The sequence below is a fragment of the Actinoallomurus soli genome (genome assembly GCF_024055715.1).
GTDB lineage: Bacteria > Actinomycetota > Actinomycetes > Streptosporangiales > Streptosporangiaceae > Actinoallomurus > Actinoallomurus soli.
In genome coordinates this window covers 334,675-360,962 of the sequence record NZ_JAMXMV010000007.1, presented here as the reverse complement: position 1 = coordinate 360,962, position 26,288 = coordinate 334,675, and the positions used below count along the sequence as shown (strand labels likewise).

Here is a 26,288-nt window from a genome sequence, read left to right as displayed (position 1 = left end):
CCGGGATCCAACCCGGCTCCGATCCGTCCTGACCGCCGGATCCGTAGCGTCGAGGCCATGCACGAGCTACTCAACGGGCTGATCGTCGTCGCCATCGTCGTCTTCGTGATCGCCCGCCGGTTCACGGCGCGGCGCGTCGACGAGTCGAGGTTCCTCGTACTGCCGCTGATCGCCGCCGTGATCGGCCTGACCCGGGGAAGCCCCCTCGACGCCCACCACGAGGCGCTCAGCGCCGGCCTGCTGGCAGGAGAGATCCTGGCCGCGCTGCTCCTCGGCCTCGGGCTCGGCGCGACCATGCGCGTCTGGCGTGCGCCCGACGGGGCACTGTGGAGCCGCGGGACCTGGGCGACGTTCGGTGTCTTCCTCCTGTCCGTCGCCGTACGCGGCGGCATGGCGGCGGTCGGCTACGCGGCCGGAGTGAGGACCGGCAGCGGAGCCGTCCTCCTGTCGGTCGCCGCCTGGATGCTCACCCAGAACGCCGTCCTGATGTGGCGGGCGCGCGCCATCCCGGCGCGGGTTAGCGTTGTTCCGTGATCGGAGGGCGATTCGTGCCCGGCCTGCGCGCCTCGGCAGGTCAGGTGTTCGCGGGGATCGGCGGTAGGGAGAGCTTGGAGCGTTCGCGGCTCCGGGTCGTCGCGGTCCTGGCGGGAACCGTCTGGTTCTGTTACGCGATGCTGCACGGGCCCAGCCGGCCCGGTCTGGGATCGCGGCCCGCGGACCTCGTTCTCACGATCGGGGTGTTCGCCGGGATTCTCTCGCTCGTCGCGGGCGTCGTCGCGTATCGGCGCGGCCGGTCGTACGGTCACCTGTTCTACACGGCGAGCGCGATCGCGGGCGTCGTGCTGTATCTGCTCGCTCCGCACAGGCCGGCCAGCGCGTTGCTCTTCACGGCGTGCGGATTCGTCTCGGCGCAATACCCTGCCCGCCGGTCGGCGCCGACGGTCGTCGTGGCGGCGTTCGGCATCGGCTTCGGCATCGAACTGCAGCACCGGCCGCTCAGCGACATCTGGACGATCGTCGGCCTGGTCGGCCTGTTCGCGTCGCTGCGCGCGGCCAGGGCACAGGAGGCGGCCCGGCGAACCGAGCAGCAGAACCTCGTGCTCGCCGAGCGGGCCCACATCGCCCGGGAGATCCACGACATCCTGGCGCACTCCCTGTCGGCGCAGCTCGTCCACCTCGAAGGGGCCCGGTTGCTGATCGTGAACGGCAGGAGCGAGGAGGCCCTCGACCGGGTGGAGCGTGCCCGCGGTCTGGCGCGCAGCGGCCTGGAGGAGACCCGCCGGGCGCTGGCCACCCTGCGCGGCGACATCCCGCCGACCGGCGAGGTGCTGCGGGAACTCGCCGACGAGCATCGGGCGATCGCCGAGGTCCGTTGCGAGGTGACGATCGCGGGGGAGCCGCGCGAGCTGGAACCGAAGGCGGGCCTGGCGATCATTCGTACGGCCCAGGAGGCGCTGACCAACGCCCGTAAGCACGCCCCGGGGGCGGATGTCGCCGTCGACCTGCGTTATCTCGACCGCTGGTGCGAGCTGGAGGTCCGGGACACCGGCGGTACGGGGCCCGGCCCGCTCGCGGCCACCGGAGGCGGCTACGGTCTCGTCGGGATGCGCGAGCGCGCGGAGTTGATCGGCGGCACGCTGGAGGCGGGGCCGCAGGAGAAGGGGTTCAGAGTGCTGCTCAGGGTGCCGTTGTGACGGTGACCAGGCGGGTGCCGGTCGCCGATGCGACCGGGAGTGCGGCGGTGACGCCGGTGGCCGGCCGGGTGCCGATTTTCGGGTCGCCGCTGGGAGTGCGGCCGTGACGCGCGTGCTGGTGGTCGATGACCAGACCGTCGTCCGTGACGGCCTGGTGCTGCTGCTGGGGCTGTTGCCGGGCATCGACGTGGTCGGGTCGGCGGCCGACGGGGAGGAGGCGGTTCGCCTCGTCGACGTGCACGAACCCGAGGTCGTGCTCATGGACCTGCGGATGCCGCGCGTCGACGGGGTGGAGGCCACCCGCCGGATCAAGGCGGCCCACCCGGCGGTGCAGATCGTCGTGCTGACGACGTACAGCGACGACGAGTCGGTGTTCGCCGCGCTGCAGGCGGGTGCGCGCGGCTATCTGACGAAGGACGCCGGCGCGGAGGAGATCGCGCGGGCCATCGAGGCCGTGCGGGACGGCGCGGCGCAGCTGGACCCGTCCGTGCAGCGGCGGCTCGTCGACGCACTCGCCGCGGGCGGGCAACCGCAGCGGCGCCGCAAGGGCGACCTGCCGGACGGCCTGACCCAGCGTGAGGCGGAGGTCCTGACACTGATCGCCGAGGGCAGGTCGAACGCGGAGATCGCCCGGGACCTGTTCATCAGTGAGGCCACCGTGAAGACGCACATCAACAACCTGTTCTCCAAGGCGGGGCTGCGCGACCGGGCGCAGGCCGTGACGTACGCCTACCGGAACGGCCTCGCCTCGCCGGAGTGATCGGGCGGCCCGAGTGATCCGGCCGGTCCAAGCGGTCGAGCGGGTCCGAGTGGTCGAGCGGGTCCGTGTGATCGGAACGCGGGCTGATCGGCCGGCTGGGAGTGAAAGGCCGGGTCGGGAGGGGCTCAGCGGCAACAGGGGCTCATCGGAAAGCAAGGGGTCGGTGTGTTTCCGGGCGTCAGCCGACATTGACGGTGACAGTGGGTCCTTTGTCGACTACTGTGCGCGATTGGTCGGACTGAATGCTTTCCAAGGAGGCCGCATGCGGAACTCCCGCATGATCGCTGAATGCCTGCGTCGTCACGCCTGGTGGCGACTCAACCGAGCCGACGCACGCGATGACGGGCGGAACGCGCGCAGCGCGGTCGCCCTCCTCGACGCCGCGGCGTACGCCGCGGACCTTCCGGACGACGCGGCCGTCATCACCCGGCTCGCCGCGGCCGGGTGTTTCTCGGGCGACGAGTTCCGGCTCAACGAGGTGGCCGAGCGCATCGTGCGCTTCTGGCACTACGAGGAGGTGATGGGCGGACCGGCCGACCTGCTGACGGCCATCGCCGAGACCGTGCAGCCTCCCAAGATCCCCGCGCAGCGGGACGGCGGCCGCTCGCTCCGCCGCTGACAGGCGCGCCGCCGGGCGTTCGTGCCGTACGGATATTCGGATGCCCGTTCCCGGCGCGGGGGTCATGATGGCCGGATGCGCATCCGTGCCGCCCGTGTCGGCGAGCTCACGACCCTTCAGGACGTCGAGGTGGCCGCGGGTCGGTCGTTCCGTGACGTCGGCATGCCAGAGATCGCGGGGGACCAGCCTCTTCCGCTCGACGAGCTCGCCCGGTATCAGGAGGCCGGGATGGCGTGGGTGGCCGCGGACCCGGGCGATCGTCCGGTGGCGTACCTCATCGCGGCGCGGATCGACGCCGGGGTGCATGTCGAGCAGGTGTCGGTGCATCCCGGGAGCGCGCGGCAGGGCATCGGCCGATCACTCCTGGACCACGTGGCCGCCTGGGCCGAGGGCGCCGGGGAGCCCGCGCTCACCCTGACGACCTTCGAGGACGTTCCGTGGAACGCGCCGTACTACGTGCGCTGCGGATTCCGGCGACTGGCCGAGGCCGAGCTGACGCCCGCGCTCCGGGCGATTCGCCGACGGGAGGCCGCGCTCGGTCTCGACCGCTGGCCCCGGGTCTGCATGGTGCGCCCGCTCGCTCCGCCGCCGAGGCATGGAGCCCGTCCGGTACGCGTCCGCGCCGGGCGGGATGTCCGGACGCCCTGACGGCTCGGTTCTTGACGAACCGGGGGCCCTGACGAACCGGACCTCTCGGTGGATCGGTTGCGCTGACGAACCGGGCGCCCTGACGGATCGGAAGCCCCACGGGGCGGGTGCCTCACGAGAGTGCCGTCGCGGCGCTCCGCGGACTCGCGGCGCTGGGCCGAGCAGGCCGTCGAGGCGGGCGCGGCCGCCCCGGGGGAGGCGGCCCGCGGCGGGCCGCCCCCGTCGGGGAACGGCGAGACCTCACTCCGCGGGCGGTTGCTCCGCCTCGCTCGGGGACGCGTCTCCGGCCGGGGACAGCTCCCCGGTCTGGGCGGTCGCGTCCGGGCCGCCGAGGGTGACCGGGCCGCCGATCGCGGCGATCGACGCGGGCAGCTTGATGCCGGAGCCGTCGCGGCGGCCGAGCTCGGTGGGCAGGTCGATCGCCTTGCCGGTCGTCCCCGCGGCCTTCGCCGGGACCGGTCCGGCCCAGGCGAACAGCAGCGTGTCCTCGCCCTTGAGGAACCGGTGCGCCCGGACGCCGCCGGTGGCACGGCCCTTCGCCGGGAAGTCGGCGTAGTCGGAGACCTTGATGGCGCCGGTCTGGGTGCCGGGCAGTGCGGTGGAGCTGCCCGCGACCGTGACGACGACCGACTCGCGGGTGCCGTCGAGGGCGCCGAACCAGATCACCTTGGCGCCGGTGCCGAGGCGGATGCCGGCCATGCCGCCGGCGGCGCGGCCCTGCGGGCGTACGGACGAGGCGGGGAACCGCAGCAGCTGCGCGTCGTCGGAGACGAAGACCAGGTCGCTGTCCTCGGACTCCAGGTGGACGGCGCGGACGACCCGGTCGCCCTCCTTGAGACCGATCACCTCGAACTCGTCGGCGTTCTTCGGGTAGTCGGGCGCGACGCGCTTGACGATGCCCTGCTCGGTGCCGAGGGTCAGGCCGCCGCCGGTGTCGACGAGGGAGGCCAGGCCGACGATCGTCTCGTCCTGGTTCAGGGCGACGAACTCGCTGATCGGCGCGCCCCCGGCGAGCGTCGGGGCAACGGCCGTGGGCGGCACGGCCGGGATGTCGATGACGTCCACCCGGATCAGGCGGCCGGCGTCGGTCACCGCGCCGATCTGGCCGCGCGCGGTCGCGGGGACGGCGGAGACGATCACGTCGTGGGCCGCCCGCGAGGCGTCGGCGGGCAGCGGCTCGGCGGACATCGTCCGGGCGAGCAGGCCGGTGGAGGACAGCAGCACGAAGCACGGGTCGTCGGCGACCTCCAGCGGCACCGCGGCGGTCTTGGCCTCGCCGGAGGACTCCAGCAGAACGGTGCGGCGCGGCGTGCCGTACGTCTTGGCGATCTCGGCGAGCTCGTCGGAGACGACCTTGCGCAGCTTCCGCTCCGACTCGAGGATCGCGGTGAGCTGGGCGATCTCCTTGGTGAGCTGCTTCTTCTCCTTCTCCAGCTCCAGCCGGTCGTACTTGGTGAGGCGGCGCAGCGGCGTGTCGAGGATGTACTGCGCCTGGATCTCCGACAGCTCGAAGACCTCCATCAGGCGCGCCTTGGCGGCGGCGGAGTCGTCGCTCTCGCGGATCACCTGGATGACGTGGTCGATGTCGAGCAGCGCGATCATGAGGCCGTCGACCAGGTGCAGCCGGTCCTCGCGCTTGGTGCGGCGGAACATGCTGCGGCGGCGTACGACCTCGAGGCGGTGGTCGACGTACACCTGGAGCAGGTCCTTCAGACCCAGCGTGCGCGGCTGGCCGTCGACCAGCGCGACGTTGTTGATGCCGAACGTCTCCTCCATCGGGGTGAGGCGGTAGAGCTCCTCCAGCACCGCCTCGGGGTGGAAGCCGTTCTTGATCTCGATCACGAGGCGCAGGCCCTGCTGCCGGTCGGTGAGGTCCTTCAGGTCCGCGATGCCGGCCAGCTTCTTGGCGTTGACGAGATCCTTGATCTTGGCGACGACGCGCTCGGGGCCGACGGCGTACGGCAGCTCGGTGACGATGATGCCCTTGCGGCGGGGCGTGACCTGCTCGATGTGCGCCGTGGCGCGGGTGCGGAACGTGCCGCGGCCGGTCTCGTACGCGTCGCGGATGCCCTCCAGGCCGACGATCTTGCCGCCGGTGGGCAGGTCGGGGCCGGGAACGAAGCGCATGAGCTCGTCGAGCGACGCGTCGGGGGCGTCGATGAGGTGGCGGGCGGCGGCGATCACCTCGGTGAGGTTGTGCGGCGCCATGTTGGTCGCCATGCCGACCGCGATGCCGGAGGCGCCGTTGACCAGGAGGTTCGGGAAGGCCGCGGGAAGGACCTCCGGCTCGGTCTCCTGGCCGTCGTAGTTGGGCCGGAACTCGACCGTCTCCTCGTCGATGCCGTCCACCATGAGCATGGCCTCGCGGGCCATGCGGGCCTCGGTGTACCGCATCGCGGCGGGGGAGTCGTCGCCGCCGAGGGAGCCGAAGTTGCCGTGCCCGTCGACGAGGCGCATCCGCATCGCCCACGGCTGGGCGAGCCGGACGAGCGCGTCGTAGATCGCGCTGTCGCCGTGCGGGTGGAGCTTGCCCATGACCTCGCCGACGACGCGGGCGCACTTGACGTGCCCGCGGTCGGGGCGCAGGCCCATCTCGTTCATCGAGTAGAGGATGCGGCGCTGGACGGGCTTGAGCCCGTCGCGCGCGTCCGGAAGCGCCCGCTGGTAGATGACCGAGTAGGCGTACTCGAGATAGCTGCCCCGCATCTCCTCGGAGACGTCGACGTCGACGATGTTCTCCTCGAAGTCCGGCGGGGGAGGGGTCTGCGTACCGCGTCGTGCCATGAGGACATTGTTGCCCGTCCCGACGACATCTTTGGTCGCTGTCCGCCTCTTTCGGCATGTCCGCGACCGGGATCCTTGCCGGGAGAAATCCTTGCCCTGTGCAATAATTCGTCCGCGTCAGAGGAACGAACAGCATCAAAGGGGAGGATTACGTGAGCGCACGGCCGACCGGAGCGGTACGCCGGCCGCCGTCCCTCGGTGACTTCACCGTCGGACCGAGAATGCTGGTCGTCACCCTGTGGGCGCTGCCGGTGGGCGGGGTCGCCGCCCTTGCCGCGCTCGGCCTGCTCCGGCTCGTCGCGCTCATCACCGACCTGGTCTTCTACGGGCACCCGGGCACCCGGGCACCCGGCTGCTGGCCCCCGGCCTGCACCCGCACCCCTGGTGGCTGCTCCTGTCCGCCCCGATCGCCGGCGGTCTCGTCGTGGGCCTGATGGCGAGGTACGGCTCGGAGAAGATCCGCGGACACGGCATGCCGGAGGCGATCGAGGCGATCCTGACCGGCGGCAGCCGCGTGACCCCGCGCGTCGCCGTGCTCAAGCCGGTGTCGGCCGCGGTCAGCATCGGCACCGGCGGGCCCTTCGGCGCGGAGGGCCCGATCATCATGACGGGCGGGGCGATCGGCTCGATCCTGGCCCAGGCGCTGCACCTGACGGCGGACGAGCGCAAGACGCTGCTCGTCGCGGGGGCGGCCAGCGGCATGGCCGCGACCTTCAACTCGCCGCTCGCGGCCGTCGTCCTGGCCGTGGAGCTGCTGCTCTTCGAGTGGCGCCCCCGGAGCTTCGTGCCCGTGGTCGGCGCCGTGTCGGTCGCGACCGTCGCGCGGGGCTTCCTGCTCGGTACCGCGCCGCTCTTCCCCGTCTCCACCGCGGGTCTCCACCTGACCCCGGGCGTGCAGGCCCTGTGCCTCGCGTCCGGCGCCACGGGCGGGCTGCTGGCGATCGCCGCGACCTGGATGGTCTACCGGGCCGAGGACGCCTTCAACCGGCTCCCGGTGCACTGGATGTGGTGGCCGGCCATCGGCGGGGCGATCATCGGGCTGGGCGGCCTGATCGAGCCGCGGGCGCTCGGCGTCGGCTACGACGTCATCGGCCGGCTGCTGACCGGGCGGGCGACCATGACCCTCGTCCTCGGCATCCTGGTGGTCAAGACGCTGATCTGGTCGTTGTCGCTCGGCTCGGGCACGTCCGGCGGCGTGCTCGCCCCCGTCTTCATGATCGGCGGCGCCCTCGGAGCCCTGGAGGGACACCTGTTCCCGCACGTGTTCCCCGGGTTCTGGGCGCTGATGGGCCTGGCCGCCGTGGTCGGCGGCGTGATGCGCTCGCCGCTGACCGGCCTGATCTTCCCCCTCGAGCTCACCCACGCCTGGGCGGCCGGCCTGTCCCTGCTCATCGCCGCCACCGCGGCGTACGCCCTGTCGACGCTCCTCCTCGACCGGTCCGTCCTCACCGAGAAGATCGCCCGGCGTGGTCTGCACCTGACCCGCGAGTACTCCATCGACCCGCTCGAGGGCTTCTTCGCCCGTGACGTCATCCGTACCGACCCGGTGACGTTCCGCGCGGACGAGCCCGTCGCCGAGGCGGCCGCCAGGATGGACCGGCGGCGCCTGTATCCGGTGGTGACCGGGGAGGACCGCCTGACCGGGGTGGTCACCCACGAGGCGCTGCGAGCCGCCGCCCAGGCACCCGGCCCGCGTACGGTGGCGGACGTCATGGTCGCCGACCCGGTGATCGTGTACGCGAACGACACCCTGCGCTCGGTGTCGTACCTGTTCGCCGAGCACTCCATCACCAGCGCGCCCGTCATCGAACCGGACGACGGGCGGGTGCTCGGCGTCGTCGCCCTCCGCGACATGCTCCAGGCCAGGCTGCACGACCTCACCGAGGAGAGCCACCGGGAACGCCACCTGCGCGTCCTCCGGTGGTGGGGCGACGCCTCGCGCGCCCCCGTACGGAGCCCGATAACGTGACGTCCGTCGCGAGGAGGAGCGCCGCATGTACGCCGACTTCCAGTTCGAGATCTACCTGAACGGCCTGAACGACGTCAGGCCTCCGCTGCCGACCGACCTGACCCGCCTCGAGGTGCTGGCCCGGGAGGGGCTGCCGCGCGAGGCGTACGACTACGTGGCCGGGTCGGCGGGCACGGGCGACACCGCGGTCGCCAACCGGGAGGCGTTCCGGCACTGGCGGATCGTCCCGCGCATGCTCCGCGGCGTGACGGGGGGCGACCTGGCCACGCGCGTGCTCGGCACGGACCTGCCCGCCCCGGTGCTGCTCGGCCCGGTCGGCGTGCTGAACATCGTCCACCCGGAGGGAGAGTTGGCGGCGGCGCGGGCAGCACGGGCCCTCGGGGTGCCGATGGTCCTGAGCACGGCTGCGTCGCACACCCTGGAGGAGGTCGCCGAGGTCGCGGGCCCCCGCTGGTACCAGCTGTACTGGCCCGGCGACCGCGAGCTGGCGGTCAGCTTCCTGCAGCGGGCGCGGGCGGCGGGTTACACCGCCCTCGTTGTCACGCTCGACACGTTCACGCTGGCCTGGCGGCCGAGCGACCTCGACAACGCCTACCTGCCGTTCCTGCGCCGCATCGGGATCCAGAACTACCTCGCCGACCCGGTCTTCACCGCCAAGGCCGGGGACGACCCGGTCCTCCACTGGGCCGGCGTCTTCGGAAACCCCGGCCTGACCTGGGACGACCTGGTGTTCCTCCGGGAGCACTGGGACGGGCCGATCGCGCTGAAGGGCATCCAGGCGACCGACGACGCCCGCCGCGCGGTGGACGCGGGCATGGACGGCATCGTCGTGTCCAACCACGGCGGGCGCCAGGTGGACGGCGCCGTCGCCGCCCTCGACACGCTGCCGATCATCGCCCACGCGGTCGGCGACCAGATCGAGGTGCTGTTCGACAGCGGCGTACGGACGGGCGCGGACGTGTTCAAGGCCCTGGCCCTGGGCGCCAAGGCCGTCCTGCTGGGCCGCCCGTACGTGTACGGCCTGGCGCTCGGCGGCGAGGACGGCGTCCGGCACGTCCTGCGCTGCCTGCTGGCCGAGCTCGAGCTCACGCTGCGGCTGTCCGGCCATGACCGCGTCGCCGACCTGTCATCGGACGACCTGCACGAGCTCCGGTGACGCACGGGCGGCGGGCGGGCCGCTCGATGATGACGACGGCCCTCGAACTCACTGCGTCGTGAATTATGCTCGGCGGGTGAGCGATCAGGCCTTCCATCCTCCCGTCGAGGAGCTGACCTTGCCGAAGGTGCTCGCCGCCCTGGCCGATCCGGCGCGGCTGGCGACCGTACGGACGCTCGCCCGCGTCGGGGAGTCGGCGTGCGGTCGGATCCAGCACGACGCGGGGCTGGAGGTCAGCAAGTCCACCATGTCCCACCACCTGCGCATCCTCCGCGAGGCCGGCATCACCCGCTCGCGGACCGAGGGCGCCCGCCGCATGCTCACGCTGCGCCGCCACGACCTCGACCGCCGGTTCCCCGGCCTGCTCGACGCCGTCCTCCAGCCCGAGCTCACCGAGGTGGGCTGATCGCGCGAGGTCCGCGCCGCGGGTCCGGCCGGGGCTCACCTGACCGCCTGAGGTTCACGCCGCTGATTCGAACGGAGCTCACCTGATCGCCGCGACTTCGCACGGCCGATCCGGCCCGGGCCGTCGTTCGGACCTGGTATGCAGGACCCCATGGCTGACGACGCACGTCCCGACCCGGCCGAAGAGACCCTGCGCCAGGACGCCGAGGCGTGCCTGCGCTCACTCGCCGGTGACCACGCCCGGCTGCGCGAGGATCAGTGGGCCGCGATCCGCGCCCTGATCGTCGAGCGACGGCGCGCGCTGGTCGTGCAGCGCACCGGGTGGGGCAAGTCGGCGGTCTACTTCGTGGCGACCGCCCTGCTGCGGCGGCGCGGCGGGGGGCCGACCGTGATCGTCAGTCCGCTCCTCGCCCTGATGCGCAACCAGATCGCCGCCGCCGAGCGCGCCGGCATTCACGCCGCCACGATCAACTCGGCCAACCTGGAGGACTGGGAGCGGGTCTACGCCGACGTCCGCTCCGGTGCCGTCGACGTGCTCCTCGTCAGCCCGGAGCGGCTGAACAACCCCGACTTTCGCGACCAGGTCCTGCCCGACCTGGCGGAGGGGGCCGGCCTGGTGGTCGTCGACGAGGCGCACTGCATCTCCGACTGGGGCCATGACTTCCGGCCCGACTACCGGCGGCTGCGCACCCTGCTGGCCGACCTGCCGCCCGGCGTGCCGGTCCTGGCCACCACCGCGACCGCGAACGCCCGGGTCACGCGGGACGTCGCCGACCAGCTCACCGGTGGTTCGGACAAGGAGGCCCTCGTCCTGCGTGGCCCGCTGGAGCGCGAGAGCCTGCGCCTGTCGGTGGTCGGCCTGCCGGGGGCCGAGCAACGGCTGGCCTGGCTCGCCGGGCGGCTCGACGCGCTGCCCGGCTCCGGGATCATCTACACGCTCACCGTCGCGGCGGCGCACGAGGTCGCCGGGTTCCTCCGCGACCGTGGCTACGCCGTCGCCGCCTACACCGGGCAGACCGAGCAGGCCGAGCGCCTGCAGGCCGAGCAGGACCTGCTCGACAACAAGGTCAAGGCCCTGGTCGCGACCAGCGCGCTCGGCATGGGCTTCGACAAGCCCGACCTCGGGTTCATCGTGCACCTGGGCGCCCCGCAGTCACCGGTCGCGTACTACCAGCAGATCGGCCGCGCCGGGCGCGGCGTCGAGCGGGCCGAGGTGATCCTGCTCCCCGGCAGGGAGGACCGCGACATCTGGGCGTACTTCGCCGGTCTGGCCTTCCCTCCCGAGCCCGTTGTACGCCAGGCGCTGAGCGTGCTGGAGGAGGCGGGCGGCACGCTGTCCACCGCGGCCCTGGAGACCCGCGTCGACCTGGGGCGCAGCCGCCTGGAGATGATGCTCAAGGTGCTCGACGTCGACGGTGCCGTACGCCGCGTCAAGGGCGGCTGGACCGCGACCGGGATCCCCTGGGCGTACGACCGTGAGCGCTACGAGCGGGTCGCGGCCGAGCGTTCGCGTGAGCAGCGGGCCATGCTCGACTACCTGACCACGGAGTCCTGCCGCATGGAGTTCCTCCGGCGACAGCTGGACGATCCGCAGGCCGCGCCGTGCGGGCGCTGCGACAACTGCACCGGACGTCACCTGCCCGCCGAGGTCCCCGAGGAGGAGGCCGTACGCGCACGGGAGCGGCTGAGCCGCCCCGGCGTGGAGCTGACGCCGCGCCGGATGTGGCCGACGGGCATGAAGGCCGAGGGCATCTCCGGGCGCATCCCCGCCGAGCTGCAGGCCGAGCCCGGCCGGGCGCTCGGGCGGCTGACGGACATCGGCTGGGGCAACCGCCTGCGCGACCTGCTGGCCGAGGGCGCGCCCGACGGCCCGGTGCCCGACGAGGTCTTCGGCGCTGTGGTGAAGGTCCTGTCGGCCTGGGACTGGGCGGACCGGCCCGCGGGCGTGCTGGCCATGGCCTCGAACACCCGGCCCCAGATGATCATGGACCTGGCCCGGCGCATCGCCGGGATCGGCCGGCTGCCCTATCTGGGCGAGATCGCGTACGTCGACGGTGGACCCGGCCCGCGCCGCCACAACAGCGCCCAGCGCGTCCGCGCGCTCTGGAACGCCTTCGCCGTCCCCGACGCCGTGCGCTCCCTGACCGGTCCCGTACTGCTGGTCGACGATCAGGTCGACACGGGCTGGACCGTGACGGTCGTGGCGCGGCTCCTCCGCGAGACCGGCGTCCCGGCGGTCCTCCCGCTCACCCTGGCCACCGTCACCTGAGCCGGCAGCGCCGGTCTTCTGGGTCGGTGCCGAGACTTCTGGTCGTGACAGCGACCGAAGGTCCCGGCGCCAAGGCGACCGACGCTCGCCGCCGTGACGCCGGCCATGGCCAGGAGCGTGCGGGCGTTGCCGAAGAGGCGGCCTACCGCCTGAGCCTCAGGGGCCTACCGCCTGAGGCTCAAAGGATGGGGCGGGCGCCGAGGTGGCTGATCGCGCGGGCGGCGAGGCGGCAGCCGTTCGCGAGGTTCTCCGCGGGCGGCTTGCCGTCCAGCCAGCCCGGCAGGAACCCGGCGATGAAGGCGTCACCGGCACCGGTGCCGTCGGCGATCTCGTCGACCGGCTCGGCGGGCACCCGGACCGGCTCGGCGCCGCGTCCGTTGCTGAACCACAGCGCGCCCTCGGCCTCCATCTTGACGACGACCTGGGCGTACCAGGCCGTCAGGACCTTCGCCGCCTGCTCCGGGTTGTCGCGGCCGGTGAGCACCTCGGCCTGGGAGGCGTTGACGAACAGCAGCCCGGCGCCCTGGGTCCACTCCAGGAACGGCTCGGCGCCGGCCCGCTTGAGGTGGGAGTTGGCGCCGCCGTCCACGGTGATGGACATCTGGGCCTTCTGCGCCAGTTGCATCGCGTGCAGCGCGGCCTTCCGGGAGCCCTCGTTGAGCAGGGAGTACCCGGACAGGTGCAGGTGCGCGCCGGGACCGAACAGGTCCTGCGGGATGTCCTCGGGCAGCAGCGCGGCGTTCGCGCCGGGGTCGGACAGCATGGTCCGGTCGCCCTTGTGGGTGACCATGACCACACACGTGCCGGTGGGGCGCTCCGGATCCATGACGAGCCGGGCGTCGACGCCGTAGCCCATCAGCTCCATGTCGCGGTTGCGTCCCGCGATGTCGGCCCCGCGCCGCCCGATGAACGCGGACTCGACGCCCTCGACGGCCAGCCAGGCCGCGATGTTGGCTCCCGAGCCGCCGCCGTGCATCGTCACGTTGGCCGGCGTGTCTCCGCCCTTGGCCAGCGGGAACGCGGCTCGCGCGACGGCATCGGTCATAAGATCGCCGACCACGACCACGCGCGTCATGACGTCACCACCCTGTTCCCTGCGGCTGCCACCCCCCGTACGGCGGCCTGCCTGCGTGACCCGGAGAAAAACCTAACAGCTCCCGGTACCCGGGTGGGTCCCGAACCGGCGCGAAATCGGGATCTCCCCTACTCTCGACATGTGCCGTACCCCGATCACTGGGAGGCCGACGTCGTCCTCGCCGACGGAGGGACGGCGCACCTGCGCCCGATCAGGGCGGGTGACGCCGAGCTGTTGCGCGAGTTCTACGCCCGGCTCTCTCCCGAATCGATCTACTACCGTTTCTTCTCACCGAGGCCGCAGCTCACCGATCGTGAGATCGAGCACTTCACCACCGTCGACTACGTCGACCGGGTCGCGCTGATCGCCACCATCGGCGACGCGATGGTCGCGGTGGTGCGCTACGACCGCCTCGGCCGCCGGCCGACCGCGCCCGGCGGCGCGGCCGGGGCTGCGACCGGTGCCGGCGCACCCGGCGGCGCTCCGGCGGGGGCCGGCGGGCCGTCCGCGTCCGGTGAAGCATCCGCATCGGGTGGAGCGTTCGGCACGGGCGGGCCGTCCGCACCTGGCGAAGCGTCGGCGCTTGGTGAGGCAGCTGCGTCCAGTGGTGCTTCCGCGTCCGGTGAAGCGTCCGCCACCGGCGCACCGTCTGCATCCGGGGGAGCCTCGGCCCCTGGTGGCGCGTCCGCGTCCGGTGAGGACATCTGGCGCAAAGCCGTCGCGGGATACACGGCCGGAGCCGAATCCGCGGACACCGCGGAGGTCGCCTTCCTCGTCGAGGACGCCCAGCAGGGCCGTGGCCTGGGCACCGTGCTGCTGGAGCACATCGCGGCGGCGGCCCGCGAACGCGGCATCCGGAGGTTCATCGCCGACGTCCTGCCGGAGAACCGCCGGATGACCACCGTCTTCCGCGCGGCCGGGTACGAGGCCCAGCAGCGTTTCGAGGACGGCGTGATCCGGCTGACCCTCGACCTGGAGCCGACCGAGACGTCCCGTGAGGTCATGGCGGCCCGCGAGCACCGCGCGGAGTCCCGGTCGATCCAGCGGCTCCTGTTCCCGGGCTCGGTGGCGGTGATCGGCGCCAGCCGCGAGGCGCGCAGCGTCGGCCAGACGGTGCTGCGCAACCTGCTCGGCGGCGACTTCACCGGGCCGGTCTTCCCGGTGAACCCGACGGCGCCCGCGGTGGCGGGCGTCCGCGCCTACCCGGCGGTGGCCGCGATCCCCGACCCGGTCGACCTGGCCGTCGTCGCGGTGCCCGGCGAGCACGTCAACGAGGTCGTGGCGCAGTGCGCGGCCAAGGGCGTGCACGGACTGGTCGTCGTCTCCTCGGGGTTCGGCGAGGCCGGGCCCGAGGGCCGCGCCCGCCAGGACGACCTCGTACGCCTCGCGCGGGCGAACGGCATGCGCGTCGTCGGCCCGAACTGCCTGGGCATCGCCAACAGCGACCCGGGCGTGCGGCTCAACGCCACGCTGGCTCCGACCCTGCCCGGCCGCGGGCCGGTGGGGTTCTTCTCGCAGTCGGGCGCGCTGGGCATCACGATCCTGCGCTGGGCCGCCGAACGCGGACTGGGCCTGTCGACGTTCGTGTCGGCGGGCAACCGCGCCGACGTGTCCGGCAACGACCTCATGCAGTACTGGGAGGAGGATCCCGCCACCGAAGTGATCCTCCTCTACCTGGAGTCGATCGGGAACCCGCGCAAGTTCACCCGCCTGGCGCGGCGCATCAGCAGGGCCAAGCCGATCGTCGCGGTCAAGAGCGGGCGTACGACCCAGGGCGTGCCGCTCGGCCACGCGGCGCGGGCGCTGAGCCTGCCCGATCACGCCGTCAGCGCCCTGTTCGCACAGGCCGGCGTCGTACGGGTCGACACGCTCGGCGACCTTTTCGACGTCGCGCAGATCCTGGCCTACCAGCCCCTGCCGACCGGCCGCCGCGTCGCGATCGTCGGCAACTCCGACTCCATCGGGCTGCTCGCCCAGGACGCGGCGACCGCCGCCGATCTCGACCCGCTGCCCCCCGTGGATCTCGGCCCGGCCGCGGGTCCCGCGGAGTTCGAGGCGGCGCTGGCCGAGATCCTCGCCGACGAGACGGCCGACGCGGTGGTCACGGTGTTCGCCCCGCCCGTACGAGGCGGCCTGGACCCGGAGGTGGCCGCCGCGATCGTCCGGCAGGCGAAGGGCGCCGCCAAGCCCGTCATCGCGACCTATCTCGGCGAGCGGGGCCTGCTGCACGGCAGCGTGCCGTCCTATCCCGCGCCGGAGGACGCCGTCCGCGCCCTGGCCTATGCCGTCCGGTACGCCGAGCGGCGCCGGCGGCCGCCGGGCCGGGTGCCCGAACTGCCCGGCGTCGATCGGGAGCGCGCCCGTGCACTGGTCGAGGAGATGCTCGCCGCCCCGGGCGCCGCCCCGGCGACAACGCTCCCCGCGGGTGCCGCACCGGTGGACCGCCGGGAGGCCGACCCGGAGCGGACGGCCGAACTCCTCGCCTGCTACGGCATCGAGCCCGCCGACGGCGGGGAGCCGGCGGACGGCGCGGGGATCGTGACACGGATCAGGACGGCGGAGGACCCGTCGTTCGGGGCGATCGTGTCGTTCGGCCTGGCGGACCCCACCGCCGAACTGCTCGAGGACCGCGCGTACCGGCTCGCGCCGCTCACGGACGTCGAGGCCGCGGGGCTGGTCCGCGCGATCCGTGCCGCGCCGCTGCTCCTGGGGCATCGGGGCGCCGACCCCGTCGACGTGGCCGCTCTGGAGCACCTCCTGCTCCGGGCCTCCCGGCTGTCCGACGACCTCCCCGAGGTCGCGCGGCTGGAGATCGAGGTGGTCGCCCGGACCTCCGGCGCCGTCGTACGGTCGGCGCGCCTCTGGGTGGCCCGACCCCCGGGCCCGCGCACGGACAGCGTCCGCCGGCTCAGACCGTCCTGATCCGCCACCGCGCCGCAGCCGACGCCGGGCGGGCGAACCCCGCATGCCGATGAGGGCTCCGGTGCCGGTCTCCGTACCTGTTCGAACAGCGGCTACGCCCGTCCGGTCCCGGTGGCACGGTCAGGCGGTCGCGGCCGGGATGACGCGGGGGGCGGACGTACGGTCCGCCGCCAGGCGGACGCCCCTCGTACTCAGAGGACGTCGGTCGGTGGTGGGGCCGGGTCCGGCATCGGCGGGATCGGGCTGGGATCGGGTTCGGGGATCGGGCGGGGGGTGGGCCGGCCCGGCAGCGGCTGCGGCGGCGGCACCGGCGGTTCGGGGGCGGGTATCGGCGGCTGCGGTGTGGGCGGTTCCGGCTGAGGCGGGGGGACGGGTGGTCGAGTCATGGCTCCTCCTCTTACGGGGGAACGACCAGAGCGGTGTACTCCACGCTTCCCTCGATTCGCTCGGTCATCCACATCTCTACCCGTGGGTGTGCGTGTGACGCCCGGGCAGTGCAGGATGGGAGCCATGAGGGAAACCCGAGCGATGGCTGAGGGGCTGCGCACCGCGATCGAGCGGAGCGGCTACTACCCGGCGCTCGTCGCGGATGCGGTCGAGTCGCTTCTGGGCAACGAGACCGTCATCTCCTATGTCGTTCACCACGAGGCGACGTTCGACCCGGCGATGGAGGTCCGGCGGCACGTGACCGTCCTGGTGCTGTCGCCGACGCGGCTGCTGGTGTGCCACACCGACGAGCACCCGCCGACCGAGTCGGTGCCGCACCCGCACGCCTCCACGACGACGGAGGCGGTGCGCCTGGGGCGGGTCCAGTCGGTGGCGGTGACGCGCGTCGTTCCCGAGCCGGCTTCGTACGTCCCCGGTGTGCCGCCGACCGAGGTGATGCTCACCATCGGCTGGGGCGTCATCGCCCACATCGATCTGGAGCCGGCCTCCTGCGGCGACGAGTCCTGCGAGGCCGATCACGGCTACACCGGCACGCTCACCGCCGACGATCTGTCATTGCGGGTGAGCGAGGCCGCGGACGGCGCCGACGCGGTCGAGCAGGTCCTCGCGTTCGCGCAGGCGCTGTCGGAGGTCACGTCCGCGCAGGGCCGATGATCCTGCCCGTTCCGGCGTACGGCCGGGAGTCCCTGGCCGACCTGGGGCCGTCCGTGCTCGCCGCGCTGGGCGTGCCGGGCGAGACGAACGTCCTGGGCCTGCCCGACCTGCCACGCGCCTGCGTGCTCCTGGTCGACGGCCTCGGCTGGGAGCTGCTGCGGGCGCACCCGGACGCCGCGCCGTACCTCTCCTCGCTGCCGGGCCGGCCGCTGACCGCGGGTTTCCCGTCGACGACCGCGACCAGCGTCGCCTCATTCGGCACGGGCCGGCCGCCGGGCGGGCACGGCATGTTCGGCTACCAGGTCGCGGTCCCGGGGGAGGGACGGCTGCACAACTGCCTTCGCTGGAGCGACGCGATCGACCCGCTGACCTGGCAGGCCGCGCCGACGATCTACGACCGGGCCGTCGCGGCGGGCGTGTCGGCGGGTCACGTCTCGGCCCGGGCGTTCGAGCACAGCGGGCTGACCCGCGCGGTCTACCGGGGCGCCCGCTATCTCACGGCGGACGCGCTCGGACAGCTCGTCGCCCGCGCGGAGCAGGCGATCCGCGCGGGCGAGCGCGCCTTCGTCACCGTGTACCACGGTGACCTCGACGCCACCGGGCACGTGCACGGGTCCCGGTCGGCGGCCTGGCGCTACCAGCTGGGCTTCGTCGACCTGCTGGCGCGGCGGCTGGCCGAGGTGATGCCGCCGGACGCCGCCTTCTACGTCACCGCGGACCACGGCATGACCGATCCCACCGACCGGATCGACATCGACGCCGAGGCCGGGCTGAGGGAGGGCGTGGCCCTGCTGGGCGGCGAGGCGCGGGCCCGGCACGTGTACGCCGAGCCCGGGGCCGCCGCTGACGTGCTCGCCGCCTGGCGCGAGCGCCTCGCGGGCCGGGCGTGGGTGCTGTCCCGGGAGGAGGCGATCGCCGAGGGCCTGTTCGGGCCGGTCGAGGCGTCTCTGGCCCCCCGGATCGGCGACGTCCTGGCCGTTCCGTACGCCGATGTGGCCCTGGTGGCGACCGAGGCGGAGCCGCTCGAGTCGACCCTCGTCGGCATGCACGGGTCGCTGGTCGGCGCCGAGCAACTCGTCCCGCTGCTGTCCCGGAAAGATCCCGGATGAACGCCGAGCGGCCTCTCGCCGACGGCGGGATTACCGGTCAGACTGGCGGCGTGCAACCACTCATCGACGTCCAGTCACTCGTCCGGGAACTCCGTGGTGACGTCGTCCTGCTCGACGTCCGCTGGCGACTCGGCGGCCCACCCGGCATCGAGGCGTACCGGCGGGGCCACCTGCCGGGAGCGGTCTTCGTCGACCTCGATCGCGACCTCGCGGGGCCGCCCGGCCCGGCCGGTCGCCACCCTCTCCCCGAGCGGCAGGCATTCCAGGACGCGATGCGGCGGGCGGGTGTCCGCGATGACGCCCTCGTCGTGGTGTACGACGACGCGGACTCCACCTCCGCGGCCCGCGCATGGTGGACCCTCCGTTACTTCGGGCACCGGCGCGTCCGCGTGCTCGACGGCGGCTACCACGCCTGGGTCGAGGCCGGCCGGCCCGTCACCAACGAGATGCCGAAGGTCCGGCCGGGGGACTTCACGGCCCGGCCGGGCGGCCTGCCGGCGCTCGACGCGGACGGCGCCGCCGCCCTGGCCAAGGGCGGTGTTCTGCTCGACGCCCGGGCGCCGGAGCGCTACCGCGGTGAGGTGGAGCCCGTCGACCCGGTCGCCGGGCACATCCCGGGTGCGGTGAGCGCACCGACCACCGGGAATGTCGGGGTCGACGGCCGGTTCCTGCCCGCCGACCTGCTCCGCGAGCGGTTCGCCGAGCTGGGCGCCACCGACGCCGCCGAGGTCGGGGCGTACTGCGGCTCCGGCGTGACGGCCGCCCACGAGATCCTCGCGTTGACCGTCGCCGGCGTGCCCGCCGCCCTGTACGTCGGTTCCTGGTCCAACTGGGTCGCCGACGGCACCCGCCCCGTCGAGGCCGGCGACCAGGCCGGGTCATAGCCGTCACGGCCGGGGTTCCGCTTTCGCGGGACCCCGGTCCACCACCGGCCCTGAAGGGGCTTATCCGACATCCGCTCGTTGAGAAGCACGTAACACACGGCGGGCCCGCGAACGTATCCGTGTTCGGGGCAGGCGGAAGGTCGGCGATCGGCGCGACGATGGGCGGGTGGTCACCAAAGAAGCGAACGATCTCGGCGGCTTCCTGCGCAGCCGGCGCGAACGCCTGACGCCCGATGCCGCGGGTATCACGCCCGGCGCCACCCGCCGGCGAGTGCCGGGGCTGCGCAGAGAGGAACTGGCCGAGCTCGCCGGGGTCAGCGTCGGCTACTACACGCGACTGGAGCAGGGAGTCAGTGGTAGCGCTTCCGGCGCTGTCATCGACGCGCTGGCCGCAGCGCTGCGGCTCGATCCGGCCGAGCACGAACACCTGCGGATCCTCGCCGCTCCGCGACGGCCGGCTTGCCCTCGTGCCCGTAGGAGCAAGCTGCGGCCCTCAGTACGTGAACTGCTCGCCGCCATTCCGGGAACACCGGCGATCGTGATCGATCACCGCGCCGACGTCCTCGCGTGGAACCGCCTCGGACACGCTCTGCTGGCCGGCCATGTCGACTTCGACGCCCCCGACCTGCGGCTCCGGCCGAACGTCGCCCGAATGCTGTTCCTCGACCCGCACCACCGCGCGTTGTACTGCGACTGGCACGCCAAAGCGCAGGTCACAGCCGCGGCCCTGCATCAGGCGGTGGTGCGGCACCCGGCCGACCCGGAGCTCGAACGACTCGTTGGCCAACTCGTCGTCGACAGCCCGGAGTTCGCGCGAATGTGGGCGCGGCGCCCCGTCCGAACGTGTTCGTACTACCTACGGGAACTCGACCATCCCGTCGTCGGGCGCGTGACTCTGGCGAACGAGACGGTCACCCTGCCCGACGATGACCAGCGGATCGGTCTGTTCCATGCGCGTCCCGGCACACCCGACGCCGACGCGCTCACCTTGCTGGCACAGAGCCTCGAACGACGCCTCGCGCCAGGAACCCTGTTCCGGAAGGAGAGAGCACGATGAGGGTCGTGGTCGTCGGCGGTGCCGGCACCATCGGACGACGTTTGGTGCCCGCGCTGCGATCGCGTGGTCACGACGTCGTCGTGGCCGGACGCGCCTCGGGCGACGTCCACGTCGACCTGACCTCGCACTCGACCATCGAGGCCATGTACCGCGAGGTCGGTGCGGTCGACGGCGTCGTGAGCGTCGCAGCGCACGGCGCGCTCGACGAGTTCGCGACGCTGACCTCAGAGGCGCTGCGTGAGAACATGCGAGCCAAGTTCTTCGGGCAGGCCGATCTGGTCCTCACCGGCCAGCACCACTGCGCCGACGGCGCCTCCTTCACCCTGACCTCCGGCATCTTCGCCGACCGAGCATGGCCGCACGTCACCGGCGGCGGCGTCATCAGCGGCGCCCTGCACGGCTTCGGCTTGTCGGCCGCGATCGAGCTACCGCGGGGGATGCGGATCAACGTGGTCAGTCCCACGATGATCGGCGACTCCGTCGACGCCTTCGCCGAGCATTTCCCCGGTATGCGTCCGGTGCCGATGGACGAACTCGTCGGCCACTACCTGCACTGCATCGAAGGCGAGGACACCGGACGCATCATCCGCGCGTATGGGTGACCCCGCTGCTCGCGGTCACCCACCGCCACGCCGCCCGCCGGGGCCGGGCATCGCGTTTCACGACATCGCGGTCATCGGGTGACGGGCCAGCGGGGTGACCTCGATGTCCGCGTACGGCCAGACCGGCAGGCTGGTCAGCGCCGCCTCCAGCTCGTCCGCGTCGGCGGCCGACCAGATGCCGATGTTGCCGCGACGGCCCGGGATGCGCCAGAACTGGCGAATCACCCCTGCGGCCATGAGCTCACGCCCCCGGACCCTCTCCCGTTCGATCAGTGCCGCGCTCTCATCGGCGGGAAGCTCGTAGACACGGGACCCGTCGACACGGACGAGGAAATCCATGATGTTCCTCCTTGGATGGTGGCTCTGCCCGGAGCATATATCGATATTCGTCGAATATCGATATATGTACACTGAGCGCATGGCGCGCCGGTTGTCCCACCCCGATCCGCGAACGGTGTCGCTCGCCGAGGTCCTCTCCGCCCTGGGCGACCCGGTCCGGCTGCGGATCGTGGCGGTGCTGGCGGATCGCCGAGAGCATCCGCGTGGCGACTTCGACGTCGACGTCGGCCCCTCGACCCTCAGCCATCACATGAAGACGCTCCGGGAGGCGGGACTGACGTATCACCGCATGGACGGAACCCGCTGCTTCGTGTCCCTGCGTGAAGAGACTCTGGCGCGCTTCCCGTCAGTGCTGAACAGCGTGCTGGAGGCCTGCACGGCACAGCCGTGAAGCCGTGTCGACGGGGCGATGGCGAGGCCTGTCCCCGCTAAGGCAGGCGACGGCGCCCGGCGAAGCCGAGGTCGGCGCGGTGGTACCAGGTGAGCGCGGACTCGGTCTCCAGCAGGCACAGCCGGATCGACTCCCCGCGCAGGTAGGCGGGGAAGTCCACGAGGACCGGTGTGACGCCCTTCACCTCGATGCCCTGGATCGTGAACCACCCGATCGCCTCGTCGATGCGCGCCTCGTAGGCCTTCAGCTCCGGCGTGCCGCCCAGCGGCGACGACCGGCCCGCCCGTAGGTCGAAGGCGAGCTCGGCGAGGTCGGCGCGGGCGGCGATGATCGCATCGATGTGCAGGCGCACCTCGGGAAGCAGCGCTCGAGCCTCCCCGAGCGTGAAGACGCGGTCGGTCACGGGTCGTACGCTACCGGCGAAAAGCGCCCGTCGCCCGGATCCACCATGCCGACGGGCGAGCCTCCCGACCACGTCCTGACCCGTTGTGCCGAGACCCTTGGTGGTCCTGACCGCCAAAAGTCTCGGCAGACGCGCCCAAACGCGCTGCCACCGGTTCGACGGCGACCGCGCTCGGCTCGCCTTCGGTGAGAGCGTCGAGTGCGGCGGCCCAGCCGTCCCTGGTCAGGGGGCGGTATGCGGCATCGGGCCGCCGAACTCCCCGCCACTCGGCTGCTGATGGGCATCCGCTCGGCGGCCGCAGCCGCATGTCCGGCCCGATGGCAGAGGTCCTGTCCCTCAACGAGCTGGGCCGTCGAGAGGGCCGTGAGGCCGTGGGCGGGTCATGATCTCTCTGCGCGATCGCCTGCAGGGCGGGGAGCGCCGTGACCTCCTGAGCGCCTGCCCGCCGGGATCGCCAGCCGGTCGTCTTCAGGCGTGGCCGGCGCCGAAGCAGACGAAGCCGAGGGCGGCGGCCGATCGCGGGGCGCGGGCGAGGGCCTCGGCGGGGGACGCGTCCGCGGCGAGGCGCTCGTGGAAGCCGGCCATGAGGTCGCGGGCGGCGGCGTCACCGACCGGGGTGACGGCGGCGATGACGGTGGCGGTGCCGAACCCCAGGGCGGCGGTGACCATGCCGATGACCGCCTCGCCCTCGTAGATCTCCGCCCGGCCCGCGTCGCAGGCGGACAGCACCAGCAGGCGCGGCGGCCGGTCCAGGTGCTCCAGGTCGTAGGTGAAGAGTGGGCCGTCGGCCAGCCGGAGGCCCGAGAACAGGGCGTTGCCGGACCGGAAGACTCCGTGCGCGGCGACATGGGCGACGGAGGCGCCGTCGAGGGCGGACCGGGTCTCCTCGGCGATCGCCGCCGCGCCGGTGAGGACCCGTGCGCGCGGATGCCGCGCGCGTACGGTGCCGATCTCCTCATCCGCGTGCCGGAGATCCGGACCGGCGATGAGCGCCACGTGCCCGCCGTCCGACGGCGCCCGCATCGCGCGCAGCCAGCCCGCGGCGGACGGCACGACCGTCGACGGGCGGTCCGTCAGGGAGGGCAGGGCGGCCCAGGGCAGGCCGTGCAGAGCTCCCACCGGGGCGAGGACCAGCGACCGCTCTCCGACGGACAACGGCTCGATCAGCCGGGCGTGGAGGCGGCCGGCGGTGGCCGCGAGTGAGGCGCGCGCCGGCGCGTTGCCGGGATCGCGGGCCAGCCGGGAGACGGCGAAGCGCAGCAGCCGCACGTCGTCACGGATCCGGTCGTACGGGCCGAGCGACCGGCGGCGGCAGCGGCCGTTCGCCAGGGTCACCGCGACGAGGTCCGCGCCCACGCGTACGTACTCGGCCAGCATCCGATCGCCCAGCGTCTCGGCGAGGGCGGGCACGAGCCAGCCCCACCCGGCGACCCTGTCACGGCTGGCCGACAGGCGGCGGCACCGGGCGCGGACGGCGTCCTCCAGCCGGCCCTGGGCGGTCTGCAGGTCCGGGCGGGCGGGGACCTCGGCGCTGACCCGGCGTAGTTCGGCCAGCAGCGCGGCGAGCCGCCGGTCGCGGGGCGGTCGTACGGCGGGCGGGCGGTCAGCGATCGCCCGTGCCCGCTCGGCCGCCACCAGCAGGGCGCGAGGGCCGGTCGCGAGCCGGAGCCCCAGGTCGGCCAGCTCCGCCGCCCAGCCGGCGGCGCGCCCGCGCAGCTCGGCCGCGCCGAGCGCGGCGGCGTGCTCGTCGGCGGCGCGCAGCCCGGCGCGGACGGCGGCGGACGCGCCGGGCCGGTCGCCGCGGGCGAGCCGGAGCAGCGCGGTCGCGTGCAGGGCCGCGACCCGGGCGCTCACGGTCTCACCCCGGACCCGGCCGAGGAGGTGTTCGGCGTGGTCCGGGTCCCCGTGCGCGAGGGCGACGAGGGCCGCCAGCGTGCGGGCGTCGGCCGAGGCGGACGCCCAGCCGTACTCCGCCAGTCGTCCGGCCGCCCGCTCGGCCGCCGCGCGCAGGGAGACGGACCGGTCGCCGCAGGCCCAGCGGGCGCGCAGCCCGATCAGCTCCGCGGACAGCGCGCACCCGGCGCGGTCCGCGAACTCCGCCCGTGCCCGCCGGGCGGTCGCCGCGGCGGCCTCCGGATCCCCGTCGGACAGTTCGGCGTGCGCGAGGAGCAGGAGCGCGTCGGCGGTGTCGCACCGGTAGCCGCCGGCCGTGAGCCGGTCGATGGTGTCCGCCAGCAGGACACGGGCCTCGCCGGGCAACCGGGCGGCGATGAGCGCCTCGGCCCGGTCGACGCGCAGCTGGCAGAGGCGTTCCTCCGCGCCGGCGAGCTCCGGCTCGACCGCGTCGTACAGGGCCAGCGCGCGGGCCAGGTCGCCGCGCCGCATGGCGACGAACGCGAGGTTGTGCCGGACCATCGCCGCCTGGTGCCGCAGGCCCGCCCGTTCGGCGGTCGCGAGCGCCGCCCGCAGGTCGGCCTCCCCGCGTCCGAGCCGTCCGGCGTACGCCTTCGCGAGCCCGGTGTTGATGCGCAGGCCCACGAGGACCTCCGGATCGGCGCAGGTCCGTGCGATGCGGGCGACCTCGCGGATGCGCCCGCTTCGGGCGAGGAGGTAGGCGCGGTTGGCCAGCAACCGGTCGGCGTCCGCCCCGGTCAGCACCGGCGCCGCCGCGTCGGCCGCGGCCAGCGCGCCCTCGACGTCCCCGCCGGCGGCCAGCAGGCCGACGAGGTTCATCCGCACCTGGGCGGCGGCGTAGTCGAGCCGTGACGACTCGGCGAGGCGCAGGGCCTCGCGCAGGTGGGCGATGCCCTCCCCGAGCCGGCCCAGCTCCTTGCCGGCCAGGCCGAGGGCGCGCAGCGCCAGCACGCGCTGCCCGGGGTCGCCGGTGTTCCGCAGCGCCGACGCGGCGGCGTACACGCCGCGCGGGTCCTGTGCCGCGAGCACCAGAAGGTCCGGTGCGGTGGCGTATCCGCCACGCGGATCCTGTGCCGCGAGCGCCGGCAGGTCCGACGCGGTCCCGTATCCGCCGCGCGGATCGTGCGCCGCGGGGGCCGGGAGGTCAGACATGGATCCAGCTCGTCACGATCGACGTGCCGTCGGCCGGCCGGAACAGCAGGCTGACCAGGCCGGCCGGGACCTCCGACAGGACGAAACCGCCGGACTCGTCGGTGCGGGTGCCGCGCTCGCCGCCGGGCGACCGGAGGATCACCTCCGCGTCCGCCGCGGGAGCGAGCTGCCCCACGATCTCCCGCCCGCAGACCTCGATCTCCACGCGAACGTCCCGTCCGGCGAACGTCAGCGTCCGCGGCTCGCCGCCGCGCACCCCGGCCGGGGCGTCCGCCGCGTCGTAGGCGAGCGTCGCCAGCGTCGCGTCCGGGAGCAGCCAGTCGAACGCGGCCAGTCCCACGGCGCGCAGCCGGTCCGGAACCGGCGGGAACGCCCCGCGCAGGCGCTCGATCAGCTCCTCGTCGGTCATGCCACACCGAGCCGGCGCCGCAGGTGGAGCAGACAGCGGGTGCGGGTCGGGCCGACGCTGCCCAGCGGGACGCCCAGCGCCGTCGAGATCTCCGCGTAGCTCAGCCGCGGGGAGGCGATGGACAGCTCGAGCAGGGCCCGGCAGCGGGGCGGCACGGTGTCGAGCGCGGCGGCCACCGACCCGGCGAGCTCCCGCCCGAACACCGCGTGGTGCGGCCCGGTGACCGTCGGCGTGTGACCGGTGAGGGGGCGTTCGCGACCGCGTCGCCGGAGCACGGCCTGGCTCTCCCGGCGGGCGGTGACGGCCAGCCAGGCGCCCGCCCGTGCCGGGTCGCGCAGCCGGGGCAGCCGCTCGACCAGCCGCAGCCACGTCGTCTGCACGACGTCGTCGATGTCCGCGCCGCTCAGTCCGTACGAGCGCGCGATCGCGTACAGCAGCCGCGAGTAACGGTCGACGAGGGCCCGCCAGGCCGCCGGGTCACCCGCCCGCGCTCGCCTCACCAGTTCGCCGGTCTCGTTGCACTCCACGCGCCGGAATATTAGCGGAAAGTGTTCGAGTGATTACAATCGGTTGGGGGAGGGGCGGCGCCACGACGGCGCCGTCCCTCCGAAGATCGCGTGGAGCGA

At 73.5% G+C, this 26,288-nt stretch carries 24 protein-coding genes; 17 read left to right on the top strand and 7 right to left on the bottom strand.

The features are described 5' to 3' along the window. The first annotated feature begins 57 nt into the window (after positions 1–57). The 5 genes from NDW01_RS20375 (at position 58) to NDW01_RS20355 (ending at position 3,721) form a co-directional block, all read left to right on the top strand. Complete coding sequence (locus NDW01_RS20375; RefSeq protein WP_252822835.1) at positions 58–534, top strand: hypothetical protein; 477 nt, start codon at positions 58–60, stop codon at positions 532–534. Beyond that, a complete protein-coding gene (locus tag NDW01_RS20370) occupies positions 531–1,694 on the top strand; it encodes a sensor histidine kinase (RefSeq protein ID WP_252822834.1) in 1,164 nt (387 codons plus the stop codon). Before NDW01_RS20375 ends, NDW01_RS20370 begins: the two co-directional genes overlap by 4 nt. Before the next feature lie 103 nt (positions 1,695–1,797). After that, positions 1,798–2,454: a response regulator gene (locus tag NDW01_RS20365; protein WP_252822833.1), complete on the top strand. Its 657-nt coding sequence runs from the start codon at positions 1,798–1,800 to the stop codon at positions 2,452–2,454. 262 nt (positions 2,455–2,716) lie between these two features. Next, a complete protein-coding gene (locus NDW01_RS20360) occupies positions 2,717–3,073 on the top strand; it encodes a hypothetical protein (protein ID WP_252778589.1) in 357 nt (118 codons plus the stop codon). 75 nt (positions 3,074–3,148) lie between these two features. Continuing rightward, positions 3,149–3,721 (top strand): GNAT family N-acetyltransferase, encoded by a 573-nt coding sequence (locus NDW01_RS20355; RefSeq protein WP_252822832.1) that lies wholly within the window; start codon positions 3,149–3,151, stop codon positions 3,719–3,721. A 240-nt stretch (positions 3,722–3,961) separates the two neighbouring features. Here NDW01_RS20355 and NDW01_RS20350 read toward each other — a convergent pair whose 3' ends face one another. Beyond that, on the bottom strand, positions 3,962–6,505 hold the full coding sequence (locus tag NDW01_RS20350) for a DNA gyrase/topoisomerase IV subunit A (protein WP_252822830.1): 2,544 nt from the start codon (positions 6,503–6,505) through the stop codon (positions 3,962–3,964). A gap of 152 nt (positions 6,506–6,657) precedes the next feature. Here NDW01_RS20350 and NDW01_RS20345 point away from each other — a divergent pair, with 152 nt between their 5' ends. From NDW01_RS20345 to NDW01_RS20325, 5 genes are all read left to right on the top strand, one after another. Then, entirely contained in the window at positions 6,658–6,939 is a 282-nt protein-coding gene (locus NDW01_RS20345; protein WP_252822828.1) for a hypothetical protein, read from the top strand. Beyond that, entirely contained in the window at positions 6,939–8,474 is a 1,536-nt protein-coding gene (locus tag NDW01_RS20340) for a chloride channel protein (RefSeq protein WP_252822826.1), read from the top strand. The genes NDW01_RS20345 and NDW01_RS20340 overlap by 1 nt, the downstream gene beginning before the upstream one ends. A gap of 25 nt (positions 8,475–8,499) precedes the next feature. Next, positions 8,500–9,630 (top strand): alpha-hydroxy-acid oxidizing protein, encoded by a 1,131-nt coding sequence (locus tag NDW01_RS20335; protein ID WP_252822824.1) that lies wholly within the window; start codon positions 8,500–8,502, stop codon positions 9,628–9,630. 76 nt (positions 9,631–9,706) lie between these two features. Then, positions 9,707–10,036, top strand: coding sequence for an ArsR/SmtB family transcription factor (locus tag NDW01_RS20330; protein ID WP_252778584.1), 330 nt, complete (start codon positions 9,707–9,709; stop codon positions 10,034–10,036). A 150-nt stretch (positions 10,037–10,186) separates the two neighbouring features. After that, a complete protein-coding gene (locus NDW01_RS20325; protein ID WP_252822822.1) occupies positions 10,187–12,304 on the top strand; it encodes a RecQ family ATP-dependent DNA helicase in 2,118 nt (705 codons plus the stop codon). A 178-nt stretch (positions 12,305–12,482) separates the two neighbouring features. Here NDW01_RS20325 and NDW01_RS20320 read toward each other — a convergent pair whose 3' ends face one another. Then, positions 12,483–13,379 carry a carbohydrate kinase family protein gene (locus NDW01_RS20320; RefSeq protein WP_252778582.1) on the bottom strand — a complete coding sequence of 299 codons (897 nt, stop codon included), beginning with the start codon at positions 13,377–13,379 and terminating at the stop codon, positions 12,483–12,485. Positions 13,380–13,580: 201 nt separating this feature from the next. Here NDW01_RS20320 and NDW01_RS20315 point away from each other — a divergent pair, with 201 nt between their 5' ends. The 6 genes from NDW01_RS20315 to NDW01_RS20290 all read left to right on the top strand — a co-directional run bounded on the left by NDW01_RS20315 (position 13,581) and on the right by NDW01_RS20290 (position 21,054). Continuing rightward, positions 13,581–16,301 carry a bifunctional acetate--CoA ligase family protein/GNAT family N-acetyltransferase gene (locus NDW01_RS20315; protein ID WP_406567744.1) on the top strand — a complete coding sequence of 907 codons (2,721 nt, stop codon included), beginning with the start codon at positions 13,581–13,583 and terminating at the stop codon, positions 16,299–16,301. 510 nt (positions 16,302–16,811) lie between these two features. Then, positions 16,812–17,402, top strand: a complete 591-nt coding sequence (locus NDW01_RS20310; RefSeq protein ID WP_252822818.1) for a DUF5998 family protein — start codon at positions 16,812–16,814, stop codon at positions 17,400–17,402. Continuing rightward, a complete protein-coding gene (locus tag NDW01_RS20305; protein WP_252822816.1) occupies positions 17,399–18,511 on the top strand; it encodes an alkaline phosphatase family protein in 1,113 nt (370 codons plus the stop codon). The genes NDW01_RS20310 and NDW01_RS20305 overlap by 4 nt, the downstream gene beginning before the upstream one ends. A 50-nt stretch (positions 18,512–18,561) precedes the next feature. Next, complete coding sequence (locus NDW01_RS20300; RefSeq protein WP_252822814.1) at positions 18,562–19,395, top strand: sulfurtransferase; 834 nt, start codon at positions 18,562–18,564, stop codon at positions 19,393–19,395. Between the two features lie 166 nt (positions 19,396–19,561). Then, positions 19,562–20,452 carry a helix-turn-helix domain-containing protein gene (locus NDW01_RS43885; protein ID WP_252822812.1) on the top strand — a complete coding sequence of 297 codons (891 nt, stop codon included), beginning with the start codon at positions 19,562–19,564 and terminating at the stop codon, positions 20,450–20,452. Beyond that, positions 20,449–21,054 carry a short chain dehydrogenase gene (locus tag NDW01_RS20290; protein WP_252822810.1) on the top strand — a complete coding sequence of 202 codons (606 nt, stop codon included), beginning with the start codon at positions 20,449–20,451 and terminating at the stop codon, positions 21,052–21,054. The genes NDW01_RS43885 and NDW01_RS20290 overlap by 4 nt, the downstream gene beginning before the upstream one ends. Before the next feature lie 57 nt (positions 21,055–21,111). On the opposite strand, the gene NDW01_RS20285 is transcribed toward NDW01_RS20290, so the two are convergent. Beyond that, complete coding sequence (locus NDW01_RS20285) at positions 21,112–21,393, bottom strand: muconolactone Delta-isomerase (RefSeq protein ID WP_252822808.1); 282 nt, start codon at positions 21,391–21,393, stop codon at positions 21,112–21,114. 79 nt (positions 21,394–21,472) lie between these two features. On the opposite strand from NDW01_RS20285, the gene NDW01_RS20280 reads away from it, so the two are divergent. Then, positions 21,473–21,784: an ArsR/SmtB family transcription factor gene (locus tag NDW01_RS20280; RefSeq protein WP_252822806.1), complete on the top strand. Its 312-nt coding sequence runs from the start codon at positions 21,473–21,475 to the stop codon at positions 21,782–21,784. 37 nt (positions 21,785–21,821) lie between these two features. On the opposite strand, the gene NDW01_RS20275 is transcribed toward NDW01_RS20280, so the two are convergent. The 4 genes from NDW01_RS20275 to NDW01_RS20260 all read right to left on the bottom strand — a co-directional run bounded on the left by NDW01_RS20275 (position 21,822) and on the right by NDW01_RS20260 (position 26,189). Further along, on the bottom strand, positions 21,822–22,187 hold the full coding sequence (locus tag NDW01_RS20275; RefSeq protein WP_252822804.1) for a DUF2203 domain-containing protein: 366 nt from the start codon (positions 22,185–22,187) through the stop codon (positions 21,822–21,824). A gap of 468 nt (positions 22,188–22,655) precedes the next feature. Next, positions 22,656–25,253 (bottom strand): CHAT domain-containing protein, encoded by a 2,598-nt coding sequence (locus NDW01_RS20270; RefSeq protein WP_252822802.1) that lies wholly within the window; start codon positions 25,251–25,253, stop codon positions 22,656–22,658. Next, complete coding sequence (locus NDW01_RS20265; RefSeq protein ID WP_252822800.1) at positions 25,246–25,662, bottom strand: carboxypeptidase-like regulatory domain-containing protein; 417 nt, start codon at positions 25,660–25,662, stop codon at positions 25,246–25,248. Before NDW01_RS20265 ends, NDW01_RS20270 begins: the two co-directional genes overlap by 8 nt. Next, positions 25,659–26,189: an RNA polymerase sigma factor gene (locus tag NDW01_RS20260; protein ID WP_252778568.1), complete on the bottom strand. Its 531-nt coding sequence runs from the start codon at positions 26,187–26,189 to the stop codon at positions 25,659–25,661. Before NDW01_RS20260 ends, NDW01_RS20265 begins: the two co-directional genes overlap by 4 nt. Positions 26,190–26,288: the final 99 nt, after the last annotated feature.